Source organism: Microbacterium petrolearium, assembly GCF_054782875.1.
Map to the genome: position 1 here is coordinate 180154 of NZ_BAAGRQ010000002.1, position 19384 is coordinate 199537.

Annotated in this window: 17 protein-coding genes; 14 read left to right on the forward strand and 3 right to left on the reverse strand. The window is 72.1% G+C overall.

Annotation, left to right across the window (positions count from 1 at the left end; all coding sequences use genetic code 11):
* Window positions 1-3: 3 nt before the first annotated feature.
* Complete coding sequence (locus ACYVJ0_RS02840; protein ID WP_460815862.1) at window positions 4-927, reverse strand: LLM class F420-dependent oxidoreductase; 924 nt, start codon at window positions 925-927, stop codon at window positions 4-6.
* Window positions 928-969: 42 nt separating this feature from the next.
* The gene (locus ACYVJ0_RS02845) at window positions 970-2157 is read right to left on the reverse strand and encodes a class I SAM-dependent methyltransferase (protein WP_460815863.1); all 1188 of its coding nucleotides are present in this window, start codon (window positions 2155-2157) and stop codon (window positions 970-972) included.
* A gap of 137 nt (window positions 2158-2294) precedes the next feature.
* Here ACYVJ0_RS02845 and groES point away from each other — a divergent pair, with 137 nt between their 5' ends.
* The 6 genes from groES to ACYVJ0_RS02875 all read left to right on the forward strand — a co-directional run bounded on the left by groES (window position 2295) and on the right by ACYVJ0_RS02875 (window position 9190).
* The gene (gene groES, locus ACYVJ0_RS02850) at window positions 2295-2591 is read left to right on the forward strand and encodes a co-chaperone GroES (RefSeq protein ID WP_039394204.1); all 297 of its coding nucleotides are present in this window, start codon (window positions 2295-2297) and stop codon (window positions 2589-2591) included.
* Window positions 2592-2804: 213 nt separating this feature from the next.
* Window positions 2805-3749: an EamA family transporter RarD gene (rarD, locus tag ACYVJ0_RS02855; protein WP_449853498.1), complete on the forward strand. Its 945-nt coding sequence runs from the start codon at window positions 2805-2807 to the stop codon at window positions 3747-3749.
* A 144-nt stretch (window positions 3750-3893) separates the two neighbouring features.
* Window positions 3894-5165: an ABC transporter substrate-binding protein gene (locus ACYVJ0_RS02860; protein WP_449853497.1), complete on the forward strand. Its 1272-nt coding sequence runs from the start codon at window positions 3894-3896 to the stop codon at window positions 5163-5165.
* Between the two features lie 144 nt (window positions 5166-5309).
* The gene (locus ACYVJ0_RS02865; protein ID WP_460815866.1) at window positions 5310-6089 is read left to right on the forward strand and encodes a DeoR/GlpR family DNA-binding transcription regulator; all 780 of its coding nucleotides are present in this window, start codon (window positions 5310-5312) and stop codon (window positions 6087-6089) included.
* Complete coding sequence (locus ACYVJ0_RS02870) at window positions 6077-7099, forward strand: 1-phosphofructokinase family hexose kinase (RefSeq protein WP_460815867.1); 1023 nt, start codon at window positions 6077-6079, stop codon at window positions 7097-7099. Before ACYVJ0_RS02865 ends, ACYVJ0_RS02870 begins: the two co-directional genes overlap by 13 nt.
* Before the next feature lie 54 nt (window positions 7100-7153).
* Window positions 7154-9190, forward strand: a complete 2037-nt coding sequence (locus ACYVJ0_RS02875; RefSeq protein WP_460815983.1) for a PTS fructose transporter subunit IIABC — start codon at window positions 7154-7156, stop codon at window positions 9188-9190.
* A gap of 87 nt (window positions 9191-9277) precedes the next feature.
* Here ACYVJ0_RS02875 and guaB read toward each other — a convergent pair whose 3' ends face one another.
* Window positions 9278-10786 carry an IMP dehydrogenase gene (gene guaB / locus ACYVJ0_RS02880; protein WP_449853496.1) on the reverse strand — a complete coding sequence of 503 codons (1509 nt, stop codon included), beginning with the start codon at window positions 10784-10786 and terminating at the stop codon, window positions 9278-9280.
* Between the two features lie 199 nt (window positions 10787-10985).
* On the opposite strand from guaB, the gene ACYVJ0_RS02885 reads away from it, so the two are divergent.
* From ACYVJ0_RS02885 to guaA, 8 genes are all read left to right on the forward strand, one after another.
* Window positions 10986-12314, forward strand: coding sequence for a branched-chain amino acid ABC transporter permease (locus tag ACYVJ0_RS02885; RefSeq protein ID WP_460815870.1), 1329 nt, complete (start codon window positions 10986-10988; stop codon window positions 12312-12314).
* 9 nt (window positions 12315-12323) lie between these two features.
* The gene (locus tag ACYVJ0_RS02890; protein WP_460815872.1) at window positions 12324-13304 is read left to right on the forward strand and encodes a branched-chain amino acid ABC transporter permease; all 981 of its coding nucleotides are present in this window, start codon (window positions 12324-12326) and stop codon (window positions 13302-13304) included.
* A gap of 37 nt (window positions 13305-13341) precedes the next feature.
* A complete protein-coding gene (locus ACYVJ0_RS02895; RefSeq protein ID WP_460815984.1) occupies window positions 13342-14292 on the forward strand; it encodes an ABC transporter ATP-binding protein in 951 nt (316 codons plus the stop codon).
* Entirely contained in the window at window positions 14289-15026 is a 738-nt protein-coding gene (locus ACYVJ0_RS02900; protein ID WP_449853493.1) for an ABC transporter ATP-binding protein, read from the forward strand. Before ACYVJ0_RS02895 ends, ACYVJ0_RS02900 begins: the two co-directional genes overlap by 4 nt.
* A gap of 55 nt (window positions 15027-15081) precedes the next feature.
* A complete protein-coding gene (locus ACYVJ0_RS02905; RefSeq protein WP_460815986.1) occupies window positions 15082-16191 on the forward strand; it encodes a GuaB3 family IMP dehydrogenase-related protein in 1110 nt (369 codons plus the stop codon).
* A gap of 155 nt (window positions 16192-16346) precedes the next feature.
* Window positions 16347-17135 (forward strand): SURF1 family protein, encoded by a 789-nt coding sequence (locus ACYVJ0_RS02910; RefSeq protein ID WP_460815988.1) that lies wholly within the window; start codon window positions 16347-16349, stop codon window positions 17133-17135.
* A 77-nt stretch (window positions 17136-17212) separates the two neighbouring features.
* Window positions 17213-17770, forward strand: coding sequence for a DUF3817 domain-containing protein (locus ACYVJ0_RS02915; RefSeq protein WP_460815874.1), 558 nt, complete (start codon window positions 17213-17215; stop codon window positions 17768-17770).
* Window positions 17767-19344 (forward strand): glutamine-hydrolyzing GMP synthase, encoded by a 1578-nt coding sequence (gene guaA / locus ACYVJ0_RS02920; RefSeq protein WP_460815875.1) that lies wholly within the window; start codon window positions 17767-17769, stop codon window positions 19342-19344. The genes ACYVJ0_RS02915 and guaA overlap by 4 nt, the downstream gene beginning before the upstream one ends.
* Window positions 19345-19384 lie beyond the last annotated feature (40 nt).

Consider the following 19384-nt stretch of genomic DNA (forward strand, 5'->3'; position numbering starts at 1 on the left):
GCCTCAGCGCGGCAGCAGCTCCTCGCCCAGGTAGGCGAGGTGGTCGAGGTCGGTCATGTCGATCATCTGGAGGTAGATGCGCTCGGCGCCCAGCTCCTGCAGGCGGCCGACACGGTCGGCGATCTCGGCCGCCGAGCCGCACAGATTGAAGCCGGCGCGGAACCGCTCGAGGTCCACGCCCGTGTTCGCCGCGCGCCGCGCGACGTCCGCCTCGGTGGCGCCGGCGAGGACCGTCAGCCCCACCGTGCGCTTGAGCGTGGCGGGGTCGCGGTCGATCCGCTCGCACGCCGCGGTGACCCGCGCGAACCGATCGGCGATCACGTCCTCCGGCTGGAACACGATGTTGAACTCCGTCGCGTACCGGGCGGCGAGCGCGGGCGTGCGCGTGGGGCCCGCGCCGCCCACGATGAGCGGCATCGGGCTCTGCACGGGCTTGGGCAGCGCGGGCGAGTCCTCGAGGCGGTAGTGCGCGCCCTCGAACGAGAAGGTCTCGCCGACCGGCGTCGCCCACAGGCCCGTGAGGATCTGCAGCTGCTCCTCGAGCAGGTCGAACCGCTTGGCGGGGAAGGGGATGCCGTACGCGCGGTGCTCGTCCTCGTACCAGCCCGTGCCCAGGCCCAGCTCGAAGCGGCCGCCCGACATCGCGTCGAGCTGAGCGGCCTGGATCGCCAGCAGGCCCGGGTGGCGGTACGTGACGGACGAGACGAGCGTGCCGAGGCGGATCCGCGACGTCTCGCGCGCGAGTCCCGCGATGGTCGTGAGGGCGTCGGTCGGGCCGGGCAGGCCGTCGAAGAAGTCGCCCATCTTCAGGAAGTGGTCCGAGCGGAAGAAGCCGTCGAAGCCGAGGCGCTCGGCCGCCTGCGCGAACGCGAGCTGGGTGTCGTAGTCGGCGCCCTGCTGGGGCTCGGTGAAGACGCAGTACTCCATGCGGCCAGTCTGCCGCACCCGCCACGGGTCGGGCTCGCGGCGTCAGACGCGGTCGGCGAGGATCGCGAGCCGGCGGCCGCCGACCCGGGTGAGGAGGAGCGTGGCCGACTCGTCGCCGCGCAGCGCCAGCTTGCGGCGCAGCGCGGCGGGATCCACGTCGACGCCGCGCTTCTTGATCTCCAGCGTGCCGATCCCGCGCGCCCGCAGCGCCTTGCCGAGGCCCTTCACGTCGGCCGGCAGCGTCTCGCGCACGCGGAAGCTCGACACGAACGGGCTCGTCACGGCCGCGTCGCCGGTGAGGTACGCGATCCCCGGGGCGATCGGCCCCGCGTCGAGCGCGCGGGCGACGTCGCCGACGAGGCGGGCGCGGATGACCGCGCCCTCCGGCTCGTGCACGAAGGCGCCGAGGGGCCGATCCGGCTCGTCCTCGGTGTCGCCGGGGGCGGTGAGCTCGTGCGCGGCGCCGTCGCGCAGCACGAGGGCCGCGCGCCGCACGCCGTCGCGCGCGAGCGCGCCCGACCACAGCACGAGCTCCACCGTGGAGCCGTCGGCGCTGACCCACTGCGCCTCGGCGTCGTCGGGCAGCGCGTCGCGGTCGTGCGCGGGGCCGAGCTTGATGCCCGTCGGCACGCGGTCGCCGAGCCCGAAGGCCCAGTCCAGCGGCGGCGAGTAGTCGGACGCCGCCACGCGCCTGGTCTCGGCGTGGCCCGCCGTGCGCCGCGCGGGATCGAGCCACGCGGCATCGACCGACGACAGGTCGGCGTCCTCGGCGCGCCCGTGCGTGACGGTGGTGCCCGGCCGGAAGGCCGCGAGGTTGTACGCGGCCAGCGCCGCCGTGACCTCGTCGGCGTCGACCGCGGCCACGTCGATCCCCAGCCCGGCGAACGCGAGCGCGTCGCCGCCGATCCCGCATCCGAGGTCCGCCACGCGGCCGATGCCCGCCCGGCGCATCCGCTCGGCGTGGTGGGTCGCGACCGTCAGGCGCGTGGCCTGCTCGAGCCCCGCGCGCGTGAAGAGCATGCGCTCGGCGAGCGCGCCGAACTTCACCGCGCCGCGCTGCCGCAGCCGCACCTGGCCCACCACGGCCGAGACGAGGTCGGGGGAGTGCCCCGCGGCGCGCAGGCGGGACACGGCGCGCGCCACGTCGGCGGCCGTCTCGACGGGATCGAGCGAGTCGAGCAGCGCGAGCCCCTCGCGCGTGAGCAGGGCATCGAGCTCGGACCGATCCATCCCCTCAGGGTACGGCGACGGGGGTTGGCACTCGCGTTGCGAGAGTGCCAACGGGTCCCTACACTTGGCGTTAGCACTCTCCGCGCGAGAGTGCGAATTCAAGTCTTCTGACAGCACAGGGAAAGAAGAGGTACACCGTGTCGGTTTCCATCAAGCCGCTCGAGGACCGCATCGTCATCAAGCAGGTCGAGGCCGAGCAGACCACTGCCAGCGGTCTGGTCATCCCCGACACCGCCAAGGAGAAGCCCCAGGAGGGCGAGGTCGTGGCCGTGGGCCCCGGCCGCATCGACGACAACGGCAACCGCGTCCCGCTCGACGTCGCCGTCGGCGACCGCGTCCTGTACAGCAAGTACGGCGGCACCGAGGTGAAGTTCGGTGCCGACGAGTACCTCGTGCTCTCGGCCCGCGACGTCCTCGCGGTCGTCGTCCGCTGACACGCAGCTCGCGCGAAGGCCCGGCTCCCGCAAGGGGGTCGGGCCTTCGTCGTTCCCGATCCACGCGCGTCCCCGGATCGGACGTCGTCCCCGGATCGGTCGTGCCGGATCGGTCGTCGTCCCCGGATCGGTCGTGCCGGATCGGCGGGAATCGCGCGGCATCTGGCAGGCGTGCGCGCCGGGTGGCCGCCGCGGCGCGAGTAGCCTGATCCGGTGACCGTGCCCGTGCCGCCTCCCGCCCGCATCGTCGATCCGGATCGGGAGCGGGTGCTCGGCACCGGGTACGCCTTCGGGGCCTACCTGCTGTGGGGCTTCCTGCCCCTGTACTTCGTCGCGCTCGCGCCGACCGGCCCGTGGGAGGTCGTCGGCTGGCGGGTGCTGCTCTCGCTCGTCTTCTGCGCCGTGGTGCTGACGATCGCGGGCGGCTGGACGCGCATGCTCGCGGTGCTGCGCAATCGCCGCCTGGCGCTGTGGACCGCGGTGGCCGGCGTGCTCATCTACGTCAACTGGCAGGCGTTCCTCCTGGCCACCCAGACCGGCCATGTCGTCGAGGCCAGCCTGGGCTACTTCATCAACCCGATCGCCACGGTCCTGCTCGCCGTGCTCGTGCTGCACGAGCGGCTGCGCCCGCTGCAGTGGGCTGCCATCGGCATCGCGGTGGTCGCCGTGCTCGTCATCGTGGTGGCGTACGGATCGGTGCCGTGGATCGCCCTGACGCTGACGGCCAGCTTCGGACTGTACGGCCTCGTCAAGAACCGGATCGGCGGCGCCGTGGACGCCGTCAGCGGCCTGGCGCTCGAGACGTTCTGGCTCACGCCGATCGCCATCGTGCAGCTCGTGATCGTGGCGCTCACGACGGGCCTCACCTTCGGCACCGCGGGGCCGGTGCACGCCGTCCTGCTCGCGCTCGCGGGGGTGGCCACCGCCATCCCCCTGCTGCTTTTCGCCTCGGGCGCGCGCCGCGTCACCCTGACGACCGTCGGCCTGCTGCAGTTCATCGCGCCCATCCTGCAGTTCGTCACCGGCGCCTTCCTGCTCGGCGAGCCGATGCCGCCCGAGCGCTGGGCCGGGTTCGCGATCGTGTGGCTCGCGTGCGCGGTGCTCGTGGTCGACATGGTGCGGCAGGGCCGTCGCATCCGCAGGGCACGCGGAAGATAACGATCCGGTGTCGCTGGGCATACTGCTCAGTCATTAAACGTCGCGAAAACATACCGGAAACATCCTCCGGGGTAACGTGCGTGCAACCGTGGGCGATGTGTTCAACCCGAACCCGCGGAAGCCACTTCGAAAGGACATACCCCGATGGTTCGATCCAGGAAGGCGCTGCTCGGCTTCGCCGCGCTCGCGGGCGCGGCGTCGCTCGTGCTCGCAGGCTGCGCGGGCGGCACCGAGGCCGCGCCCGACGACAGCGCCGAGCCCGTGACCCCCGGCGAGGAGCTGACGCTCACGATCGGCACGGCCCTGCCCCAGACCGGCTCGCTCGCGTTCCTCGGCCCGCCCGAGATCGCCGGCGTCGACTACGCCGAGTCGCTCATCAACGAGTACGCCGAGACGACCGGCCTGTCGGTCGAGATCGTGCACGGCGACTCGGGCGACCTCGACAACAAGGCGTACGAGGCCGAGATCCCCCGCCTTCTGAGCGAGGACCCCGCCGCGATCATCGGCGCCGCCTCGTCGGGCGTCTCGCTGCAGTTCATCGACCAGGTCACGGGCGCCGGCGTCATCCAGTTCTCGCCGGCCAACACCTCCGACGCCTTCACGACGTACGACGACAACGGCCTCTACTTCCGCACGGCGCCGTCCGACGTGCTGCAGGGCGAGGTGCACGGCAACTTCGTCGCCGAGCTCGGGCACCAGACGCTCGGCCTCATCGTGCTGAACGACTCGTACGGCACGGGCCTGGCGAAGTACATCACGGAGGCGTTCGAGACCGCGGGCGGCGAGGTCGTCGCGGCCCCGACGTTCAACCCGGGCGACACGTCGTTCGACTCGCAGATCTCCGAGGTGCTGGCGGCCGACCCCGACGCCATCACGGTGATCTCGTTCGACGAGGCGAAGACGATCCTGCCGAGCCTCATCGAGCAGGGCTTCGCCGCGGAGGACGTCTTCCTCGTCGACGGCAACATGGCGTCGTACGAGGCGGACTTCCCCGCCGGCCTGCTCGAGGGCGCGAAGGGCACCTACCCCGGGCCGACCCCGGACCAGGTGCAGGACTTCATCGACGGCCTGGACGGCTTCCTGGAGGAGTCGGGCGGCGAGGCGCTGACCGACTACACGTACGCTCCGGAGTCGTACGACGCGACGATCCTGCTGGCGCTCGCGTCGCTCGCGGCGCAGTCGACCGACTCGGCGGCGATCGCCGAGAAGCTCATCGAGGTCTCGGGCGGATCGGGCGACGGCGAGAAGTGCGACTCGTTCGCGGCCTGCGCCGACATCATCCTCGGCGGCGGCGTGGCGGACTACGACGGCCCGTCGAGCCCGATCACGTTCGACGAGGTCGGAGACCCGACCGAGGGCTTCATCAACATCTACCAGTACGGCCCCGACAACACGTACACCCCGTACGAGGGCTGACGCCCGCACGCGACGAGCCCCGCTCCTCCCCCGAGGGGAGCGGGGCTCCGTCGTGTACGGCGGGGACCACGTAGCCCGCGCACCTGTGGATGTGTTGGGTTCTGTGGGAATGTGTTGTATCGTCTGTGCATCCGAGGGAGGACGATGTACGCGACGGAGCGCAGGGAGCTGATCGAGCGGGTGCTGCTCGACGAGGCGCGGGTGTCGGTGGCGGGCCTGGCCGAGCGGCTCGGGGTCACCACCGAGACCGTGCGGCGCGACCTGGCCGCGCTCGAGCGGGCGGGCGCACTGCGCCGCGTCCACGGCGGCGCCGTCGCCCCCGACCGCGGCAGCGCGGCCGAGGCGGATCTGCGCGAACGGCAGCGCCGGGGCGCGCCGGCCAAGGCCGCGATCGCGGCGCGGGCGCTCGACGGCCTCGGGCGCGCCTTCACCGGCTCCGTCCTGCTCGACGCCGGCACGACGACCGGCGCGGTGGCGGAGCTGCTGCCGCGGTGGTTCGGCGACGGCGGCGTGCACGTCGTCACCCACTCCGTCGTGCTGGCCGCGGGCCTGACCGCCGCGGGATTCGCCGACCTGACCGCGCTCGGCGGGCGCGTGCGCGGCATCACCGGAGCGGCCGTGGGCGCGAGCACCGTGGCGGCGATCGCCGCGCTGCGGCCCGACGTCGCGCTGATCGGCGCCAACGGGCTCTCCGCGGCTTTCGGGGCGAGCACGCCCGATCCCGAGGAGGCGGACGTGAAGCGGGCGATCATCCGCGCCGCGCGGCGCGCCATCCTGCTCGCCGACGCCTCGAAGTTCGAGGAGGAGTCGCTGCAGCGCTTCGCCCGTTTCGACGAGATCGACGTGCTCGTCACCGACCGGGCGCCCGGGGGCGAGCTGGCGCGGGCCCTCGCCGAGGCGGATGTGGAGGTGTGGACGCCGTGATCGTGACGCTGACGATGAATCCGTCGCTCGATCGCACGGTGGTGCTGGGGGAGCCGCTGCGGCCGAGCGAGGTGCAGCGGGCGGAGGCGGCGCGCGAGGACGCGGGCGGCAAGGGCATGAACGTGGCGCGGATCGTCGCCGCCGCCGGGCGGGACGTCACGGCCGTGCTGCCGCTGGCCGGCGACGATCCGTACCGCGCGCTCGCCGAGACCGCCGCGCCCCCGTCGCTGCGGCTGCGCACCGTGCCGATCGACGCCCGTGTGCGCGCGAACCTCACCCTCACGGACCCCGAGGGCGAGACCACCAAGATCAACCTGCCGGGGCCGGTGCTCGACGAGGCCCGCGCGGATGCCCTGATCGACGCCGTCGTGGAGGCGGCCGACGGTGCCGCCTGGCTGGCGCTGTGCGGCTCGCTGCCTCCCGGCGTGCCCGCCGACTTCTACGTCGACGTGGTCAGGGCGGTGCGCGAGCGCACGGAGCGCCCGCCGCGCATCGCGGTCGACGCGTCGGGCGCGCCGCTGGCGTACGTCGTCGCCCACGCGGCCGTCGACCTGATCAAGCCGAACGAGGACGAGCTGGCCGGGCTGGTGTACGCCCTGGGCGACGCGCGCGGCGAGCTCGGGCCGCGGGAGGGCGCGCAGGTCTATCCGGGGCTGCGCAGCCGGTTCTCGGCCGATCCCGCCGCCGCGGCGGTGGAGCTCGCCGCCCCCGTCGTGCCCGCGCTCGTGCGGTCCGCGCTGATCACGCTCGGCGGCGACGGTGCCGTGCTGATCGACGCCCACGGCGCGTGGGCCGGGCAGCCGCCGCGCACCGAGGTGCGCAGCACGGTGGGCGCCGGCGACAGCGCGCTCGCCGGCTACCTGCTCGCCGATCTGGCGGGGGACGACGCCGCGGGGCGGCTGCGCTCCGCGATCCGGCACGGGTCCGCCACCGCGGCGCTGCCCGGCACGCAGCTCGCCACGCCCGCCGATCTGCCGACGGGGGAGATCCCCGTGCGTCCGGTCGGCTGATCCGGCACCGACATCACCTGCGCGGCACCGCCGCCGCACCCATTCGAGGAGGAGATCGTGTCCACCATCACCCCGCAGCTCGTCAGTCTCGACGAGGATCTCGGGTCCGACAAGCAGAGCGTGCTGCGCGCGCTGTCCGCGCGCTTCGTCGCGCAGGGCCGCGCCACCGACGCCGAGGCCCTGTTCGCCGCCGCGTGGAAGCGCGAGGAGCAGGACGCCACGGGCCTGCCGGGCGGCATCGCCATCCCGCACGCGAAGAGCGCGGTCGTGACCGAGGCGTCGCTCGCGTTCGCGCGGCTGAAGCCCGGCGTGGACTTCGGCGCCGAGGACGAGCCGAGCGACATCGTGTTCATGATCGCGGCGCCCGACACGGCCGCCGAGGAGCATCTGGCCGTGCTCTCGCACCTGGCCCGCAACCTGATGGACGAGGACTTCCTGGCCGCGCTGCGGGCCGCGGGCGACGCGGACGAGGTGGTCGGGATCGTGCGCCGGGCCATCGGCGAGGAGGCGGGCGAGACCGCCGCTCCCGATGCCGCTTCCGAGCCGGCGACGCCGGCCGAGGCGCCCGCGGAGGCGGCGCGGGCCGACGGCCTCCTCGTCGAGGGGCGGCCGGCGCGCATCGTCGCCGTCACGGCGTGCGCCACGGGCATCGCGCACACGTACATGGCGGCCGACGCCCTCACCGCGGCCGCGAGGAAGGCCGGCGTCGATTTCCACGTAGAGCCGCAGGGATCGAGCGGCTACGCGGCCATCGACCCTGCGGTGATCGCGGCCGCCGACGCCGTCGTCTTCGCGGTCGACGTCGACGTGCGCGAGCCGCAGCGCTTCGCAGGCAAACCCGTCGTGCGCCGCCCGGTCAAGGCGGGCATCGAGCACCCGGCCGAGCTGCTGGCCCAGGCTGCGCGGGCGGCGGCCGACCCCGCGGCCGAGCGCGTGCCCGGCACGGCCGGCGCGGCGGACGCGGGGGAGGGGCAGCGCCCGGCCGAGTCGCTCGGCGCCCGCATCACGCGCGTGCTGCTGACCGGCGTGTCGTACATGATCCCGTTCGTCGCGGGCGGCGGCCTGCTGATGGCGCTCGGCTTCCTGCTGGGCGGCTACCGGATCAACGAGGTCGCGAACACGATCGCGGTCGAGAACGCGCTGTGGCACCTGCCGGAGGGCGGCCTGCTGCAGTACCTCGGGGCCGTGGCGTTCGCGATCGGTAACATCTCGATGAGCTTCCTCGTGCCGGCGCTCGCCGGCTACATCGCCTACGCGCTGGCCGACCGCCCCGGCATCGCGCCCGGCTTCGTCGCCGGTTCGGTGGCGGTGCTGACGAGCGCCGGCTTCATCGGAGGCATCGTGGGAGGCGTGCTCGCGGGACTCGCGGCGATGTGGCTCGGCTCGCTGTCGGTGCCGCGCTGGCTGCGCGGGCTCATGCCGGTGGTGATCATCCCGCTGCTGGGATCGGTCTTCGCGAGCGGCCTGCTCGTCCTCTTCCTCGCCGCGCCGATCGCGGCCCTGATGGGCGCCCTCACCGACGGCCTCAACGCGCTGGCCGCGTCGGGCCTGCTGCCGCTCGTCGGCGTGATCCTGGGCCTCATGATGTGCTTCGACCTGGGCGGCCCGATCAACAAGGTCGCGTACGCGTTCGCCGTCGCGAGCCTGGGCGACGCGTCGGGCGCCAACCCCGTGCCGTACTACATCATGGCGGCCGTGATGGCGGCGGGCATGGTTCCGCCGCTCATGATGGCGTTCGCCTCCACGGTGCTCGACCGCGGCGGGTTCAGCGCCCCCGAGCGCGAGAACGGCAAGGCGGCGTGGCTGCTCGGCCTGTCGTTCATCTCGGAGGGCGCGATCCCGTTCGCCGCGGCCGACCCGCTGCGCGTGATCCCCGCCTCGATGCTGGGCGGCGCCGTGACGGGCTTCCTCAGCACCCTGCTGCTCGTCGGCTCGCGCGCCCCGCACGGCGGCGTGTTCGTGTTCTTCGCGATCGACCCGCTGTGGGGGTTCGCGATCGCCCTGCTCGCGGGAGTGCTCGTCGGCGGCTTCGCGGTCGTCGCGCTCAAGCGCTACGCGCGCCGGCGGCAGCCCGCGGCCGTGGCGAGCTGACCCGGCACGACGACAGCGGCCCCGCCCTCGATGAGGACGGGGCCGCTTCGGCGTCCGCTGCTGCGGGATCGTCGCGATCCGGCGGGATCAGCGACCCGACTTGTAGTTGGGGGCCTCGACGACGATCTGCACGTCGTGCGGGTGCGACTCCTTCAGGCCCGCGGGCGTGATGCGCACGAACCTGCCGCGCGCCTTGAGCTCGTCGATCGTGCGCGCGCCGACGTAGAACATCGACTGCCGCAGGCCGCCCACGAGCTGGTAGGCGACGGCCGAGACGGGGCCGCGGTAGGGCACCTGGCCCTCGATGCCCTCGGGGATGAGCTTGTCGTCGCTGGGCACGTCGGCCTGGAAGTAGCGGTCCTTCGAGTACGACGTCTTCTTGCCGCGCGTCTGCATCGCGCCGAGCGATCCCATGCCGCGGTACTGCTTGAACTGCTTGCCGTTCTGGAACACGAGCTCGCCGGGCGACTCGTCGGTCCCGGCCAGCAGCGAGCCCAGCATCACGGTGTCGGCGCCGGCCACGAGGGCCTTGGCGATGTCGCCCGAGTACTGCAGACCGCCGTCCGCGATCACGGGCACGCCGGCGGGGCGCGCGGCCAGCGACGCCTCGTACACGGCGGTGATCTGCGGCACGCCCACGCCCGCGACGACGCGCGTCGTGCAGATCGAGCCGGGGCCCACGCCCACCTTGACGGCGTCCACGCCCGCGTCCACGAGCGCCTGGGCGCCCTCGCGCGTGGCGACGTTGCCGCCGATCACGTCGATGTGCGCGAAGCTCGGGTCGGCCTTCAGGCGTGTGACGATGTCGATCACGCCCTGCGACTGGCCGTTGGCGGTGTCGACGACGATGACGTCGACACCCGCGTCGCGCAGCGCCTCGGCGCGCTCCCACGCGTCGCCGAAGAAGCCGATGCCCGCGCCCACGCGCAGGCGGCCCTGGTCGTCCTTGGTGGCCAGCGGGTACTTCTCGCTCTTGTCGAAGTCCTTGATGGTGATCAGGCCCGCGAGCGTGCCGTCCTCGGCGACGAGCGGCAGCTTCTCGACGCGGTGCTTGGCGAACAGCGCCACGACCTCCTCGGAGCTGATGCCGACGTGGCCCGTGACGAGGCCCTCGCTCGTCATGACGTCCTTCACGAGCGTGGTGGGGCGCTCGAAGTCCGAGACGAAGCGCATGTCGCGGTTGGTGACGATGCCGACGAGCTTGCCGGCCTCGTCCACGACGGGCAGGCCCGAGACGCGGTACTTCGCGCAGAGGGCGTTCACGTGCTCGATCGTCGCGTCGGGCGTGGTGGTGATCGGGTCGGTGATCATGCCCGACTCGCTGCGCTTGACGCGGTCGACCGCGGCGGCCTGGTCCTCGATCGACATGTTGCGGTGCAGGATGCCCATGCCGCCCTGGCGCGCGAGCGCGATGGCCATGCGCGACTCGGTGACCGTGTCCATGGCCGCCGACAGCAGCGGCAGATTCACCCGGATGCGCTTGGTGAGCTGCGACGAGGTGTCGGCCTCGCTCGGGATGACGTCGGTGTGCCCCGGCAGGAGCAGCACGTCGTCGTACGTCAGTCCGACGAAGCCGAAGGGGTCGTGGTCGGTCATGCGAAGCCTCTCCTGCGCGATGCGGGATCGGGGCCATCCCGCTGTAGAGAGTCTAAGGCGCGCGATGCTGCGGATATTCCGTAACCGTTTGTCATCGTGCCTGCGCTGGAAACACCGCCGTCATATTAGGGTTCTACCGTCGGACAGCGGCGTCCGGCAGACATCCCGAGCGGGCGCTGGTGCCGGACCCGGAGGATCCATGAATTCCACGACCGTCCCCGCGCGGGGCAGGCGCTTCGGTGCCCTCGTCGCGCTGGCCACGATGCTGGCCGCCTTCCTGGCGCTGCTGCTGGCTCCCGAGCCGGCGCACGCCGCCGACGGCGACCCCTACACCGTGAGCGGCAACGTGCAGCTCGACGGCGAGCCGCTGGAGGGCGTCGCGCTGGTCGTCGACGGCCCCGGCGGCGAGCAGGAGGTCGAGACCGACGCGGACGGGCGCTGGTCGGTGAAGGTGCCGGAGCGCGGCGCCGAGTACACCGTGACCCTCGACGAGTCGACGCTCCCCGAGGGGATCGCGGTGCTCGAGGACGCGGACGGCGACGGCGAGAACAACGTCACGACCTCCGAGATGGGTCAGGGCGGCCGCCTCACGGTGAACTTCTTCATCGGAGAGGGCGAGCGCAACACGACGAGCTTCGTCGACCAGCTCGTGCAGCGGCTCTTCATCGGCCTCAACTTCGGCCTCATGCTGGGGCTCGCGGCCGTCGGGCTCTCGCTCGTGTTCGGCACGACGGGCATCTCGAACTTCGCGCACGCCGAGATGGTCACGTTCGGCGCGGTCGCCGCCCTCGCCCTCGTCGGGCCGGCCTCGCTCGCGCTGCCGGTCTGGGTGGGCATCCCCCTCGCGATCGTCCTCAGCGCGCTGCTCGGCCTCGTGCTGGACTGGGCTATCTGGCGCCCGCTGCGGCGCAGGGGCACGGGCGTCGTGCAGCTGATGATCCTTTCGATCGGCCTCTCGCTGGCGCTGCGCTACGTCTTCCAGTACTTCATCGGCGGCGGCACGCAGCAGCTGCCGCCCATGGTGCCGGCGGTGTCGATCCCGCTGTTCGGCTCGATCACGACGACGCTGAACGACCTCGTCTCGATGGCGATCTCGATCGTCGTGATCGTCGCGTTCGCGCTGTGGCTCACCCGCAGCCGGCTGGGCAAGGCCACGCGGGCGATCAGCGACAACCCGTCGCTCGCGGCCGCCTCGGGCATCGACGTCGACCACGTCGTGCGCGTGGTGTGGATCGTCTCGGGCGCGCTCGCCGGCCTCGCCGGCATCCTGTACGCCTACTACCGGCCCGGCATCCGCTGGGACATGGGCGCGCAGGTGCTGCTGCTCGTGTTCGCCGCCGTCACCCTCGGCGGCCTCGGCACGGCCTTCGGCGCGCTCGTCGGCGCGCTCATCATCGGCATGCTCGTCGAGGTCTCGAGCCTGTTCATCCCGGCCGACCTGCGGTACGCGGGCGCGCTGGTGGTCCTCATCATCATCCTTCTGGTCCGGCCGCAGGGCATCCTCGGCCGCCGCGAGCGAATCGGATAGGCGCGGCTCATGAACTGGTTGCAGATCTTCGACAACACGCTCTCCTCGATCCTGAGCCCCGCGACGATGGGCTACGCCCTCGCCGCCCTGGGCCTGGCGATGCACTTCGGATACGGCGGGCTCCTCAACATGGGCGTGGCGGGCTTCATGGCCCTCGGCGCCTACGGGTACGCGATCTCGATCCTCACGTTCGGCTTCCCCTGGTGGCTGGCCGCGCTCGTCGGCCTCGCCGCGGCGGCCGTGTTCGCCCTCATCCTGGGCATCCCGACGCTGCGGCTGCGCGGCGACTACCTGGCCATCGCGACGATCGCCGCGGCCGAGGTGCTGCGCCTGCTGTTCCTCACGACGCAGTTCGAGGACGTCACGGGATCGGCCGACGGCCTGGCCGGCTACCACGGCAGCTTCCGCGAGTCGAACCCCATCCCGCCGGGCACCTACGGCTTCGGGCCGTGGACCTACAACGAGACCGGCTGGTGGGTGCGAATCATGGGCCTGCTCACGCTGGCGTTCGGCGTGCTCGTCGTGTGGATGCTCACCCGCAGCCCGTGGGGGCGCGTCATGAAGGGCATCCGCGAGGACGAGGAGGCGATCCGCTCCCTCGGCAAGAACGTGTTCTCGTACAAGATGCAGTCGCTCGTGCTCGGCGGCGTGATCATGGCGGCCGGAGGCGTCGTCTACGCGCTGCCGGCGGCGGTCGCCCCCGGCGTGTACGTGACATCGCTGACGTTCTTCGTGTGGACCGCGCTGCTGCTCGGCGGCGCCGCCACGGTGTTCGGCCCCGTGCTCGGCTCGCTCATCTTCTGGGTGATCCAGACCTTCCTCGCCAACTTCCTGCCCGCCCTCGTCGACGCCGGCGTGCTGCCGTTCATGTCGTCCACCCAGGCGGGCACGCTGCGGTTCATCCTCGTGGGGGTGGCGCTCATGCTGCTGGTGATCTTCATGCCGCAGGGCATCCTCGGCGACAAGAAGGAGCTGACCTTTGTCCGTTGAGAACAGCCCGCAGGAGCCGCGGCCGGCGACGGCCCCCGTGCAGCGGCCGAAGACGACGAACCTGCACATCGGCGAGGTCGCGCCCGGCGTCAAGAAGACCGATCCGATCATCGTCGCCGACGGCGTGACGCGGACCTTCGGGGGCCTCACCGCCGTCGACGTGGAGCACCTCGAGATCCCGCGCGGCGTCATCACGGCGCTGATCGGCCCCAACGGCGCCGGCAAGACGACGCTGTTCAACCTGCTCACGGGCTTCGACCGCCCGAACGCGGGCACGTGGTCGTTCGACGGGCGCAACCTGGCCAGGGTGCCCGCGCACAAGGTGGCGCGGATGGGCCTGGTGCGCACGTTCCAGCTCACGAAGGCGCTCGGCCGCCTGAGCGTGATGGACAACATGAAGCTCGGCGCCACGGGTCAGGCGGGCGAGCGGTTCTGGCACAGCCTGATCCCGGCGCTGTGGCGCTCGCAGGACGAGGCGATCGAGCGGCGGGCCGAGGAGCTCCTCGTCAAGTTCAAGCTCGACGCCAAGCGCGACGACCTGGCCGCCGGACTCTCGGGCGGGCAGAAGAAGCTGCTCGAGATGGCGCGCGCCCTCATGACCGACCCCACGCTCGTCATGCTCGACGAGCCCATGGCGGGCGTGAACCCGGCCCTCACCCAGTCGCTGCTCGACCACATCCTCGACCTCAAGGAGGAGGGGATGACCGTGCTGTTCGTCGAGCACGACATGCACATGGTCCGCCACATCGCCGACTGGGTGATCGTGATGGCCGAGGGCAAGGTCGTGGCCGAGGGCGCCCCCGACGAGGTCATGAAGAACCCCGCCGTGGTCGACGCCTACCTCGGCGCCCACCAGGAGCTGGACCTGGGGGTCGTCACCGGGCGCATCCCCGTCGTGGAGGCCGATCCGACGACGGATGCGGAGGCCTCCGCGTACGTCACGGTCGCGGAGATCGAGGCCGAGGCCGAGAAGGAGGACGAGAAGTGACCGCGGAGCAGACCCCCGTCGTGCTGGTCGACGACGTGCACGCGGGCTACCTGCCCGGCGTGAACATCCTCAACGGCGCGACGCTCACGGCCCACCAGGGCGAGCTGATCGGGATCATCGGACCGAACGGCGCCGGCAAGTCCACGTTGTTGAAGGCGATCTTCGGCCAGGTGAAGATCCGCGGCGGCCGCGTCATGCTCGCGGGAGAGGACATCACGGGGCTGAAGGCCGACAAGCTCGTCGCGAAGGGCGTGGGCTTCATCCCGCAGACGAACAACGTCTTCCCGTCGCTCAGCATCGCCGAGAACCTGCAGATGGGCGCCTACCAGAAGCCGAAGATGTTCGACGAGCGCGTCGACTTCGTCATGAGCATCTTCCCCGACCTCGCGAAGGGCGCCGGGCTGAAGAAGCGGGCCTCGGGCCTGTCCGGCGGCGAGCGGCAGATGGTGGCCATGGGCCGCGCGCTCATGATGGATCCGAAGGTGCTGCTGCTCGACGAGCCCTCCGCCGGCCTCTCGCCGGTCCGGCAGGACGAGGCGTTCATCCGCGTCTCGGAGATCAACAAGGCCGGCGTGACGTGCATCATGGTGGAGCAGAACGCGCGTCGCTGCCTGCAGATCTGCGACCGCGGCTACGTGCTCGACCAGGGCCGCGACGCCTACACCGGCACGGGCCGCGACCTGCTCAGCGACCCGAAGGTGACCGAGCTCTACCTCGGCACCCTCGGCGCCTGAGCCCGCGGCCTCCGGGCGGGCGCGGAACGGCGGCGGGTAGGCTGAGCGGGTGAGCATGGAGATCGAGCTGGGCCGCGCCAAGCGCGCTCGTCGGGCGTACTCGTTCGACGACATCGCCGTGGTGCCGTCGCGGCGCACACGCAACCCCGAGGACGTGTCGACCGCCTGGGCGATCGACGCCTTCCAGTTCGACATCCCGGTGCTCGGCGCTCCGATGGACTCCGTCGTGAGCCCGCGCACCGCGATCATGCTCGGCCAGCTCGGCGCCCTCGGCGTGCTCGACCTCGAGGGGCTGTGGACCCGGTACGAGGATCCGCAGCCGCTGCTCGACGAGATCGCCTCGCTGCCGGATCAGGTGGCCACCAGCCGCATGCAGCAGATGTACGCCGAGCCGATCAAGCCCGAGCTCGTGCGCGCCCGCCTCGAGGAGATCCGCGCGGCCGGCGTGACGGTGGCCGGCTCGCTCACGCCGCAGCGCACGCAGGAGCTGTACGAGACCGTCGTCGCCGCCGGCGTGGACCTCTTCGTCATCCGCGGCACGACCGTCTCGGCCGAGCACGTCTCGAGCGTGGCCGAGCCGCTGAACCTCAAGAAGTTCATCTACGACCTCGACGTGCCGGTCATCGTCGGCGGGGCGAGCACGTACACGGCGGCGCTGCACCTCATGCGCACGGGCGCGGCGGGCGTGCTCGTCGGCTTCGGCGGGGGAGCGGCGTCGACGACCCGCGCGACCCTCGGCATCCACGCGCCCATGGCGACGGCCGTCGCCGACGTCGCCGGCGCGCGCCGCGACTACCTCGACGAGTCGGGCGGGCGCTACGTGCACGTCATCGCCGACGGCGGCGTCGGCACCTCCGGCGATATCGTCAAGGCGCTCGCGATGGGCGCCGACGCCGTCATGCTCGGCGTCGCGCTGGCCCGCGCCACCGATGCGCCGGGCCAGGGCTACCACTGGGGGCCCGAGGCGCACCACCCGAAGCTGCCGCGCGGCCGCCGGGTGCGCGTGGACCGCATCGCGGCCCTCGAGGAGATCCTGTACGGCCCCGCGCCCGTGGCCGACGGCACCACCAACCTGATCGGCGCGCTGCGCAAGTCCATGGCGACCACGGGTTACTCCGACCTCAAGGAGTTCCAGCGCGTCGACGTGGTCGTCGCGCCGTATTGATGCGGATGACAGACCCGTCGTCCGAGCCGTCGCCGGAGTCGCCGGAGGCTCTGGACTTCCCGCCGACGCTGCGTGAGGCGAGCGAAGCGAGCGATCAGACGCCGTCGCCGGAGCCGCAGGAGGCTCTGGACTTCCCGCCGACGCTGCGTGAGGTCATGCTGCGGCCGCGCTGGCTCGCGATGCTCGCGCTGTGCCTCGTCGTCGCCGGGGTGTTCGCGTGGCTCGGCCAGTGGCAGCTCTCGAGCGCGATCGACACCGATCCGCCCGAGCCCGGCGCCACGGAGGAGGTCCTGCCGATCGACGAGGTCGTCCAGCCGGGCGCCTACCTCGAGGAGCCGCTCGTCGGTCAGCGCGTGGCGGTCGCCGGCACCTGGGATCCGGACGACTTCCTCCTCGTGTCGTCGCGCTTCAACGACGACGTCGAGGGGTACTGGGTCACCGGTCGCCTGCAGCTCGAGGACGAATCGTCGCTCGCGGTCGCGATCGGCTGGACCGCCTCCCGCGAGCGTGCCGAGGATGCGGCCGTCGAGCTGGCCGCCCTGGCCGACGCCGGCGCGACGGTCGAGCTCACGGGCCGCATCATCTCCGACGAGGGCCCCGCGGTCGCCACGGGCGACGATCCCTACGAGATGACGCGCATGTCGCCGGCCGCGCTGCTGGGGCAGTGGGGCGAGGTGACGGGCGATGTGTACCGCCCGTACCTGACCTCGGCGGATCCGACCGGTGGCATCGGCGACGCGGGGCTCGAGGCGATCTCGTCGCCGGCGCCGGAGCTGGGCAGCCCGATCAACTGGCTCAACATCTTCTACGCGATCGAGTGGGCCGTGTTCGCGGGCTTCGCGTTCTACCTCTGGTACCGCCTCGCGCGCGACGCGTGGGAGCGCGAGCTCGAGCAGATCGAGGGCGTCGACCCCGACGCGCTCGACGACGAGGACGATCTCTAGCGGCGCCGCTTGTGCCGCCGCTCCGGCGCCGATCGGCGGGCGGCGGAGGCCCAGGCTCGCCCGCCTAGAATGGGTGCATGGCGCAACCCCGGCTCGCTTCGTTCCCCAAAATCCGAGGCGCGCTGCGGTTCTATCAGATCTGCTCGGTGATCACCGGCATCGGCCTGCTGCTGCTCGTCGCCGAGATGATCCTGAAGTACACGCCCCTGCACGTGGAGCTCTTCCTGGGCGGATCGGGCGGCTTCCTCTGGTTCGCCGAGGTACTGCCCAGCGCCGACTGCCTCTGGTACTCGCAGTTCGCGATGGGCGCCGGCGGCTGCGACATCGTCTCCACGGGCGACGGCATCAACCTGTCGCTCGGGATCCTCATCGTGCACGGCTGGTTCTACGTCGTGTACCTGTTCGCCTGCTTCCGCCTGTGGAGCCTGATGCGCTGGGGCTTCGGCCGCTTCCTCATGCTCGCCGGCGGCGGCGTCGTGCCGTTCCTGTCGTTCGTGATGGAGGGCATCGTCGCCCGTGACGTGAAGCGCTACCTCGCCGAGCGCGAGCAGCGTGCTGCCGAGAAGCGCGCGGCCAAGGCCGCCGCGACCGAGGGCGCCACGGCGTCCGCAACCCCCGAGGAGGCCGGCCGATGAGCGCCGACACCGCCCAGCGACCGGTCCTGGTCGTCGACTTCGGCGCGCAGTACGCGCAGCTGATCGCACGCCGCGTGCGCGAGGCCGGCGTGTTCAGCGAGCTCGTGCCGCACACGATCACGCGGGCGGAGGTCGAGGCGAGGAACCCCGTCGCCCTGATCCTCTCCGGCGGGCCGTCGTCGGTCTACGCCGAGGGGGCGCCGAGCTTCGACGCCTCCATCTTCGACCTCGGCATCCCCACCCTGGGCATCTGCTACGGCTTCCAGGTGATGGCGCAGGCCCTCGGCGGCGAGGTCGCCAACACCGGGCTGCGCGAGTACGGCGCCACCGACGCGACCCTCGTCGGCGACGGCGGCGTGCTGCTCGGCGGGCAGCCGGCCGCGCAGAACGTGTGGATGAGCCACGGCGACCAGGTGCGCCAGGCGCCCGAGGGCTTCGAGGTGCTCGCCTCGACCGCCGCGACGCCCGTGGCCGCCTTCGGCAACGCGGACGCCTGCCTCTACGGCGTGCAGTGGCACCCCGAGGTGAAGCACTCCGACTTCGGCCAGAAGGTGATCGAGAACTTCCTGCACAAGGCCGCGGGCCTGCCCGCCGACTGGAACAGCGGCAACGTCATCGAGGAGCAGGTGGCGCGCATCCGCGAGCAGGTCGGATCGGCCCGCGTCATCTCCGCGCTCTCGGGCGGCGTGGACTCCGCGGTCTCGACCGCGCTCGTCCACCGCGCCGTCGGCGACCAGCTCACCGCCGTCTTCGTGGACCACGGCCTGCTGCGCAAGGGCGAGCGCGAGCAGGTGGAGAAGGACTACGTCGGGTCCACGGGCGTGCGGCTCATCACCGTCGACGCCGCCGACACGTTCCTCGGCCACCTGGCCGGCGTGACGGATCCCGAGGAGAAGCGCAAGATCATCGGGCGCGAGTTCATCCGCGCGTTCGAGCAGGTGCAGCGCGACCTCGTGGCCGAGGCGAAGGCCGAGGGCGAGCCGATCCGGTTCCTCGTGCAGGGCACGCTCTACCCGGACGTCGTCGAGTCGGGCGGCGGTGCCGGCACCGCCAACATCAAGAGCCACCACAACGTGGGCGGGCTGCCCGAGGACCTCGACTTCGAGCTCATCGAGCCGCTGCGCACGCTGTTCAAGGACGAGGTCCGGGCGATCGGCCGCGAGCTGGGCATCCCCGAGGCGATCGTCGGCCGCCAGCCGTTCCCCGGCCCGGGCCTGGGCATCCGGATCATCGGCGAGGTCACGCGCGAGCGTCTCGAGATCCTGCGCGAGGCCGACGCCATCGCCCGCGAGGAGCTGACGAAGGCGGGCCTCGACGGCGAGATCTGGCAGTGCCCGGTCGTGCTGCTCGCCGACGTGCGCAGCGTGGGCGTGCAGGGCGACGGCCGCACCTACGGCCACCCGATCGTGCTGCGTCCGGTGTCGAGCGAGGACGCCATGACGGCGGACTGGACGCGCCTGCCGTACGACGTGCTCTCGAAGATCTCCAACCGCATCACGAACGAGGTGAGCGAGGTCAACCGCGTCGTGCTCGACGTGACCTCCAAGCCCCCGGGGACCATCGAGTGGGAGTGACCCTCCCGCGTCGCTGACTCGGCGAGACGGCAACTGTGCG